7 protein-coding genes and 1 pseudogene are annotated in these 5,599 nt (G+C 38.3%); 1 reads left to right on the forward strand and 7 read right to left on the reverse strand.

Annotation, left to right across the window (positions count from 1 at the left end):
* Positions 1 to 173 precede the first annotated feature (173 nt).
* Complete coding sequence (locus tag HDT28_07285; protein ID MBD5132370.1) at positions 174 to 515, forward strand: hypothetical protein; 342 nt, start codon at positions 174 to 176, stop codon at positions 513 to 515.
* Between the two features lie 288 nt (positions 516 to 803).
* Here HDT28_07285 and HDT28_07290 read toward each other — a convergent pair whose 3' ends face one another.
* The 7 genes and pseudogenes from HDT28_07290 to HDT28_07320 form a co-directional block, all read right to left on the reverse strand.
* Positions 804 to 1,049, reverse strand: a complete 246-nt coding sequence (locus HDT28_07290; GenBank protein ID MBD5132371.1) for an HTH domain-containing protein — start codon at positions 1,047 to 1,049, stop codon at positions 804 to 806.
* A gap of 65 nt (positions 1,050 to 1,114) precedes the next feature.
* Positions 1,115 to 3,496: an AAA family ATPase gene (locus tag HDT28_07295; GenBank protein ID MBD5132372.1), complete on the reverse strand. Its 2,382-nt coding sequence runs from the start codon at positions 3,494 to 3,496 to the stop codon at positions 1,115 to 1,117.
* Between the two features lie 614 nt (positions 3,497 to 4,110).
* Positions 4,111 to 4,347 (reverse strand): hypothetical protein, encoded by a 237-nt coding sequence (locus HDT28_07300; GenBank protein MBD5132373.1) that lies wholly within the window; start codon positions 4,345 to 4,347, stop codon positions 4,111 to 4,113.
* Positions 4,344 to 4,829 carry a DUF3990 domain-containing protein gene (locus HDT28_07305; protein MBD5132374.1) on the reverse strand — a complete coding sequence of 162 codons (486 nt, stop codon included), beginning with the start codon at positions 4,827 to 4,829 and terminating at the stop codon, positions 4,344 to 4,346. The genes HDT28_07300 and HDT28_07305 overlap by 4 nt, the downstream gene beginning before the upstream one ends.
* Positions 4,829 to 5,053, reverse strand: coding sequence for a DUF3791 domain-containing protein (locus tag HDT28_07310; GenBank protein ID MBD5132375.1), 225 nt, complete (start codon positions 5,051 to 5,053; stop codon positions 4,829 to 4,831). The genes HDT28_07305 and HDT28_07310 overlap by 1 nt, the downstream gene beginning before the upstream one ends.
* Before the next feature lie 2 nt (positions 5,054 to 5,055).
* Positions 5,056 to 5,264: pseudogene (locus HDT28_07315) on the reverse strand (helix-turn-helix transcriptional regulator).
* 182 nt (positions 5,265 to 5,446) lie between these two features.
* A partial coding sequence (locus tag HDT28_07320; GenBank protein ID MBD5132376.1) for an IS30 family transposase occupies positions 5,447 to 5,599 on the reverse strand: 153 nt, incomplete at its 5' end.

The raw sequence follows: 5,599 nt of genomic DNA on the forward strand, positions 1-5,599 counted from the left end.
CAATCATTTCTTTTCAAATGCCTAAAAATACAAATAGTCAAGACGTTATACAACTTTTAGCCTGCAATTTGACCCTTAATGCATCGGCGATCCGATTTCAGCCTGCAATTTGACCCTTAAGCCAAATTTTCAACAGTATCGTCCACAAATTGCAATTCTGTACGTGGAAGCAGATGAGTATCTATGATGACCATATTCGTCTGTGGAATGAAGGTGTGTTGCCGGAAGATTATACCGTGGAAACTCTAATGAGTAAACATACATCTAAACCGCGTAATCCAAAGATGGCTCAGGTATTCTACCGTGCCGGTTTCATTGAGGCATGGGGACGCGGCTATGAAAAGATAATGAAGGCTTTTGATAATGCTAATCTTAAACGTACGGAATTTACTGTTGAGCAAGGTGGAGTTACAGCCGTGATTTATCGTGAGATTTTCATGTCTATCAGTGGTGATCAGCAACCGATACAAACCGAACAAGATGCCCAGAAAACTACCAGAAGATTTTGGAGTTGATTGCGCTCAACCCTTATAATACAAGGAACGAAATGGCAATTGAATGCGGTGTGACGCCAGATGTAATTAAATTGCAATTAAAAAAATAATAGAGAATGGGTTAATCCGTCGCGTTGGTTCAGATCGTAGCGGTTCTTGGGAGGTAATCAATTATTCATCGTAGGGTTGCATTTTCTGCGCTTTCTGCATTATTGCTTTCCTCGAAGTTTCTTTTATTCGGCTTCAAAGGCTTCGATGAAGTGGATTTCGACCGGGGATAGTTGGTATTAGGTGCGCTCGCGGAATTTATCATACTCGGTGTCGGCTTTTAATCATGTCAAGATTATAGATTGGGATTTGGCGTTCCACCTGACGTTTGCCCTCAGTCTGAACTTGTGCAAAAAATACACAGGTTGAATCGGACTTCAATTCTCCATCCTCATATATCTTTTTAACGTGCCTTTGGATGGTCGAACGGTCACGTTGAAACAGTTCCGCCATCCGGTCGGCAGTTAGCCACACAGATTCATTGGCAAGCCGAATCTCAATCTTCATCTCGCCTCCCTGCGTTTGAAAGAGTATAATATCGCTAGAATTCATATCTGTTTCTCATTATCTACTTATTGTTCGAACCAAAGCAACTCTTCTTCTTTCCATTTATTGATCTCAGACAATTTATTCTCATCCCTATCGTTCTTTTGGGCCAAATAGCATGAGATATGTTCTTCATTCACATAACTCAAAAATAGAAGTAAACTTTTAGCCGTTTGAATCTTTTCTTGTTTAGTAAAGTATGGAGTAATCGTGTTAAGCCCGTAAACTCGTTCTTCCATATGGCTCTCTCCATTTAGTGCAAGACGACACATGAAATTCTCATAGTATGTTCGTTTTTCTGAAGGAATAGATTTCAGTACACCTTGGTGACACATCATTTCTTCAAAGCTCTTATTATAACAGAAACTTGCAAATGCCTCGATAAGTCTCCTCATTACATTTCCAATACTGGTTTCTAAGTATTCATCGCTTGTCCTACCCATAGCATATTCATATACGCTTTCCAGTAGTTTCTTATATTCGTTTGAGACTACTCGATCGCTAATTTGCTTATTTGAGAGTTCAAAGAATTTTCTTTGACCATTTTTTCCATTATTGAGTTCTGAGTAGATTTTAACTAGGTCAAATGCTGAACGTAAATCATGAGTTAGCACCAACACACGACTGTTCGGATTTCCCTTTTGGATGCTATAAAACTGATGTCTAAGGAGAGATATTACTCCTAATCTGTTTCCTGCGTCAAAACTCGATACTGGGTCATCTATCACTATTAGTATCTCATCTTTATACTTGTGCTCGGATTTCTTGTTACTGAATAATTTGGCAAAAAAATAACACAATCCAAGTACATTTCTTTCTCCAACACTGATTTTCTTTGGTGGGACGTTTCTTCCATTTATTTTTAGCTTATAACATCCCTCTCCGGCCGTTAGCTTTGCTTTGGTGGTACTATAAAATACATATTGCAATTGATTATTTATATAATCCAATGCAATATCAGTTCGTGCTGCTAAAGCCTTCAATTCTTTTATTTCATTCTCCGTGCGCTCTTTATCTTTTTCAAACTGTATTAAAGTTTTCTTACAATTTTCATAAGCTTTAGTAGCCTTATTGTAGCCATCAAATAATGCTTTCAGGCGCATTTTAGTTAGCTGTTCATTCTCATGCATTATCCGTTTTTTCAGTTTCTCGCGTTCATTAACAGAACTGTTAAACGTTGCAACACATACCTCCAATGTCTTCATGGCTTCCTTATACTCAGCAATATGTGCTTGATAATTGGATTTCATGTCCGCATTGAAAGCTTCAGTTACTACCCCGTATAGGTCTCTTTTCCTTTGATCTATCTTATTTCTTATAATGTCCAAGTCCTTATTCAATTGTTCTATTGACAATTGAGCACGTCTTTTGTCTTTTTCATTGAGTGGCGGTAACATAGGTAGGACAACATCAAAATGAGCGAATTCGCCTATTGCCTGATCTAAGGAAGCGCGATACATCTCAGACTCCTTGTTAAGAATACGCTTAAGGGTTTCACTGATATTTGCATAGTCATCATTACTGGTGTCTCTTAGACATAATGGGCAAAATGGCCATTTTTCAATGGTTAGTTGTAGCGTTGTTTCTTGTAGATGATGTTCTGAATGTTTTTCTAAAAAAGCAAGAAGCCTTTGCTCTCGTTCGCTAAGTTCAGGTCTTTCAATTCTTTTTTGTATTAGATAAGCAACCTGTTCCAAGTTATCAGGAATGTTCAATGCCATTGGGGACCATGCAATTGTCTGGGCGTCTTCAGTCTGAGCATATAACGCTAGGTTAGACTGTAGCATTTGACGAATATTATCCTCTGTCTCTTTTGGCTCTTCCATAGAAACAAATCGTCTTACCAAATCTTCAGTCACATGACTTTTTACAGAGTTTCGTTTTACCAGACGATCTATATCTGCCCAACCGCCATCTTCGCGCAGTTTTTCTCTTATCTTTTTAAAGAAGTATAACGGTGAAGATGTATCGCTTTTATCCTCAAATTTTTCTTTTTGAATTGTTTGTTGTGCTACTTTCTGCTCTAATGTCTGTTTTTCTACGTTTTTTTGAGTTATCTGTGTATCAAGGGCAACCTGTTCTCCCATCATTACAATAGTTTCTAAACCATTACCTTTCATTCGTACATTTTCACGTACAAATTCCTCGTCAAAAACGAACACGGATTCCTTTTTGTCATCAGAAATTATCCCATCTGTTGATACAGTGTAGGACACGTATCCATCCTCTGTCGGGTGTTCGTTATCCTTTCCCACTAATTGTCGCACAGCTTTAGCAATAGTGGTTTTTCCGCTACCATTTCGACCATAAATAATACTCATACATTGTTTCTCATTAAACAATTTTAGAGTTGTAGCTTGCTCAAAAAAGCCTCCTGTTATTGTTATTGTTTTTAAATCTTCAAACATAAAATTAAGTTGTTTACTGTTCTGTTGCTATTGAAGGGGTATTTGAATAAGGGTAGTTGTAGCCATGGAGTTAGCTATACGAATTTTCTTTGAAATTCTCGATTTGTTCGAGGACTTCCTCTTTCTGTTTTTGGGTCGTCTTTATCTTAGCCATAATCAAAATTTTAATTCATCATGATGAAACTCTTCAATTAGAAATCGCTGTACTTCATGAACATTCCTAAGCCATCACTCATTAACCATATCGAAAAAGGTTTTAGACTTATACGAACATCTTTTGAAGTGCTCCATAGAATATGAATAGTCAGTATGTTGTGCAGGAACTTCATCCCACGTATTTTGCACAAATGTATCCATTACCACAGGATCGTAATATATGTTTTTATCATCCGTTCCATTAATTGGCACAGGCTGAATGTCTTTGAGTTTTGTGTCAAACGTCATAAAACCATGAGACCTCAATGTAACTGTATCATCGTTTATGACAATGATTCTGAATAAATGCAACATGTGATCAAGAGTATAGAGGGCTTCTTGGGGAATCAGTCAACTTAACAATATCATTTATTTGAAACTTGAAATTCATAAATAATCAAAAAAATAATGTTTTTTCATTAATTGCTATATAATACTGTAAGCTTGCCGGTTTCGATTTCGGATTTGAGGAACTGGAAGATATAGACTGCGCCCTGATAGTAAAGGCCGCATTCGGGATCGTTGAGCTTTGCGAAGGTAGTTGATGAATAAAGCTCGTCAAGGGCTCGGTGTATATCCCAACCATATTCTGCCATAAGCATTTCTGCGAGTTCTGCCGCAAGGCATTCTATCTGAAATTGTATGTCTTGTGTCATAGTTTACTGCGTTTTAAGAGGTTTATGGCTTTTGGGGTGCCAAAGAAGTATTGGACAGCATGGTCGCCTTTAAATCTTAGTTCTTCAACCAATGCTGCCGCTGACATATAACCCAGTATGAAACGACGAATCTGAACACCTACCGTGTCATCGGCAATGGGTCCGATAACAATATCATAAGGATGAGCCGGAATATCGGAATTATTCTTTCGGTTCATAACTACAAATTCAGCCCATTCTTCGGAGTAGTCAGGAAAGACCTTTATATTCAGCCCATTCTTTATAGTTTCGTCTTCATCAAACTCAAAGCAAGATAAAGTGGGAGTCCCTTCGTTGAGAAAGCGTGTTGTTCGAACAGCCATCTCCATAGCTTGGTCAGGGTTTGCATTGAGATAAAAGCCCTGTCCGAAATCCTTGCCACGTTTACTGCGTGAAAGATCAATCTCCTCAATAGCTACGTTTGAGCCGTGATATAATCGTATCATATCCTACCTCCTTCCCGTTGGCAAATGACTTGAAGGTCTGAGACGGCATCGTCGATGGATAGGGTATGCTCGGCAGCATAGCAGTCGAGAAGGAAATCTATACCTGTAAAACGGCGCAGGTATGCGTATGCCTGCATGTTGGAGAGGTTAAATCGCTGTGCGAAAGCTCCAACACACGCCACTACATATTCTATTCGGTTAAATATATCTTTCTTGTCCATGACTATGCTTTGTTGTTTACAATTAAGTCTTTAACATCAATATCAAGTAACTCTGAAATCCTCACAAGTATATAAGGGAAGGCTGCATTTTGTTGGAGGACCACCGGGAAACCGTAGCTTCATTTTTACCGACCTGTTCGGCAAGCCATTTACCGGTTTTACCATTCTCAACTAACGCAACTTTTATCCCGTTAATCTTCTGTGATTCCATTTCACTTGCTTTGCTTTCCTGTTACCATACTTTGATGTTAAACGCAAAGTTACAAATAAATTCTGAGATTACCACCTAAATCAGTAGATAATTTGCATCTACAAGTAATGCAACCGAACAACCTACTCTCAACTGGCAACTGCAAAATTAGTGATTCTTCGGAAGAAAACGGTTTTTGGAGATTAAAAATTGAGCTTCTTCCGCGGTCTTCGGTTAATTTTGTACTGAATTTTGCGAATAAAAGCATCCGTCAATGTTGAAAAGTCTGTTCCTTTCGGGATATATTGTCGAATGAGTTTATTTGCATTTTCGATAGCGCCTTTCTGCCATGAGGA

It is taken from the genome of Clostridiales bacterium, from assembly GCA_014799665.1.
GTDB lineage: Bacteria > Bacillota > Clostridia > Christensenellales > Pumilibacteraceae > Anaerocaecibacter.